Here is a 2,462-nt window from a genome sequence, read left to right on the forward strand (position 1 = left end):
TGCGGTCATGGTTCTATGATTGCGGTTAGATTTATGTATGTATTAGGCGTTTTTGCCTATGAGAATAATTTACACTGCTTTACAAAAGTTAATCAAGTAGGGGAAATTTTGTAAAAATAATTGCAAATATTAGCTTTACTTATTTAATCAGAGGCAATGAGGCAGTTACAGCCTATCTATACTGACTGACAACTAACCTTCAGGTTGCCTTGACGCACCTTCTAAAGCCGCGGCCACAACCCGAAAATGTTCATCCTGTTGAAGTTTAGCAATTAACTGTTTAGCTTGGGGGTCATCAGAGCCACCTAAAGCGATCGCAACTTGAGAGCGAGTCAGCCAGTTTGAATCTTGTGCCAGTTCTGTTTATTAATTGGCTCTTTTTTACTTGCCCCCTTAACTCGCTGCCACAGTTCACCGTCTTCTCGATAAATATCTAACGCGGCAATTGCATCTTTTGCATCGATGTCTCTTCCTTGAGCTACTAGTGAAATCAGAAAATCTATTGCTTTATCTTGTCGCAGCATCGCTACTGCTAGTAACAATGTGCGACGAAGTTCCACATTTATTGTTTGCTCCCAACAACTTTTAAGAAGATCAAATGCTTGCTCTAATCGCGATCCGCTTAGCGCCAATGCTGCTAGTTCACAGATTTGTTCGTTTGCATCGAAAAGAAAACCAGCTACTATTGCCAGTGAATTGACCGGATCTAACTGTAGCAAAGCATTGAAACACTCTTCAATTACCTGTGGTACTCGATCGCCGATGCGGATTTTCAAACGAAGTAACGGTACACCTTGAGGATTTTCTGTATAAGCGATCGCTTTTGCTGCTGCAACTCTTGCTTCTGGTTTGGGATCGGCTAGTAGATCGGCTAATTCGTTCATGACATCTGAGTAGTTCATTCTTACCAGGGCGAAAGCACATATACCCCGAAGATGGGCAGCAGTATCTTCTTGTCCTCCCCATACTGGTTCGATCTGAATATGTCGAATACCTTGCAAAAAAAGATTTTCATCGCTGTATTCTAAGTGATACAGTGTCTGTGCGATCTCTTTCTTGGCAAGACAATTTTGGTCTACTTGTGTGGGTTTGACCATCATTCGAGCAAAAGCTTCTACAAGATCGGCAACCAACTCAGTGATACTAGATTCTCTGATTATTTTAGCTGCTTGGGCAACAGCTATAGAATATTTGCTTTTTAGGACTTGGCGCAAGATTATCATCCCATCCTCACTTGTGGGATGCTCTCTAATTTGAGCCAGACTAGATAAAGTTTCTTCTAATTTTCGTGATTTTGGCATACATTACACCACTTGCTCCAAACTCTGTTTTGGACTTAAGGTACTTACTAGCAGTCAAATGCAGTAAATTAGATAGGTTTGGTTTGTTCTTTTTATCTATTAGTCTTTAGTCTCGCTTCACATCAAAAGCTTACTATTAAAGCAGAAATCCGCTCATACTCTTGCTTTACCACCGAAACAGGCAATCGATTTAATCGGCTCTCTAGCACAAGGGGAACTCCGATTGGAAAATGAGTCATATGCGATACCCACCAAGTATCACTTGTAATGCGAGAGTGGATATCTTGCCGTCCGTCATTGTCTGAAATATGAATCTCTAAAAGCCTATCTGCTGCAAGTCTTAACCATTGCCCAGGAGCTATTTGGCTTTTGTCATGCCAAATGTTGAGATGTGCCAAGTCAACAACTATCTTGACTTGGGGGGCATCTTCGCAAAACTGGACAACTTCAGAGGTATTGTCCAAAAGGTTTTCAATAGCAGTGTTTGGCAGTGTAGGATACATTGTTTCTACACCAAGAATAATACCTCGCTCTTGGCAAAGCTGATGAAGGTAATGAATGTTTTCTACAAATGTTGCATATGCTTGGATACGCTCAGTTGTTTTAGGAAAATTTCCCCCATGCACTGAATAAGCTGTGATACCCATACTTGCTAAGTAGTTTGTCAGTTGCTCAAAATATTTCCAATCTTGAGGTTGTGCCAGATTGAAAGGATAATGGCGCTCGCCCCAAACAAAAGCATGGTGCCCTCGATAGACCATTCCCTGTTGTCTAAAATCATCAATTGCTTGCACTGCATCAGCATCAGGTCGAGGCCCAATTGCTAGTTCAACATGCCGGATTCCTGCTTGGTAAAACACCGTTAATGCTTCACGGGTTGATACTCCCCCATAGGCTGACAAACTTAGATATAACTCCATCACTCCTCCAGTGTTAATGAGTATTCAAAGATTGCTGTTCTGGGCTTGAGAGTAAATATTTTTGTGGAATACCCTATTAATGTGCTGATTTCAGTCGCTAACTGCTGTTTTTGCTCGTCTGGATATTCCATATTTCTTAACAAATGTTTTACTTTCCCTGAAATGTAGTAGTCAATTTGTTCTTTACAGGACTTACGCAACTGGCACAGGCGAGCGCTAAATTTGAGTACAAATGTATTGA

3 protein-coding genes and 1 pseudogene are annotated in these 2,462 nt (G+C 41.1%); all 4 read right to left on the reverse strand.

Annotated features, from left to right (window positions below):
* Nucleotides 1-192: 192 nt before the first annotated feature.
* Nucleotides 193-357 (reverse strand): HEAT repeat domain-containing protein, encoded by a 165-nt coding sequence (locus AC5JMF_RS00365; RefSeq protein ID WP_495793736.1) that lies wholly within the window; start codon nt 355-357, stop codon nt 193-195.
* The gene (locus AC5JMF_RS00370; protein WP_495793734.1) at nt 333-1,301 is read right to left on the reverse strand and encodes a hypothetical protein; all 969 of its coding nucleotides are present in this window, start codon (nt 1,299-1,301) and stop codon (nt 333-335) included. The genes AC5JMF_RS00365 and AC5JMF_RS00370 overlap by 25 nt, the downstream gene beginning before the upstream one ends.
* A gap of 122 nt (nt 1,302-1,423) precedes the next feature.
* The gene (locus tag AC5JMF_RS00375) at nt 1,424-2,221 is read right to left on the reverse strand and encodes a sugar phosphate isomerase/epimerase family protein (protein WP_495793735.1); all 798 of its coding nucleotides are present in this window, start codon (nt 2,219-2,221) and stop codon (nt 1,424-1,426) included.
* A pseudogene (locus tag AC5JMF_RS00380) lies at nt 2,221-2,462 on the reverse strand (hypothetical protein); the annotation flags it as partial. The gene AC5JMF_RS00375 and the pseudogene AC5JMF_RS00380, both read right to left, overlap by 1 nt.

The organism is Desmonostoc vinosum, assembly GCF_059505385.1.

Coding starts and splice junctions, on each gene's coding strand:
- AC5JMF_RS00370 (WP_495793734.1), bottom strand. CDS start 1,301: ATGCCAAAATCACGAAAATTAGAAGAAACTTTATCTAGTCTGGCTCAA.
- AC5JMF_RS00375 (WP_495793735.1), bottom strand. CDS start 2,221: ATGGAGTTATATCTAAGTTTGTCAGCCTATGGGGGAGTATCAACCCGT.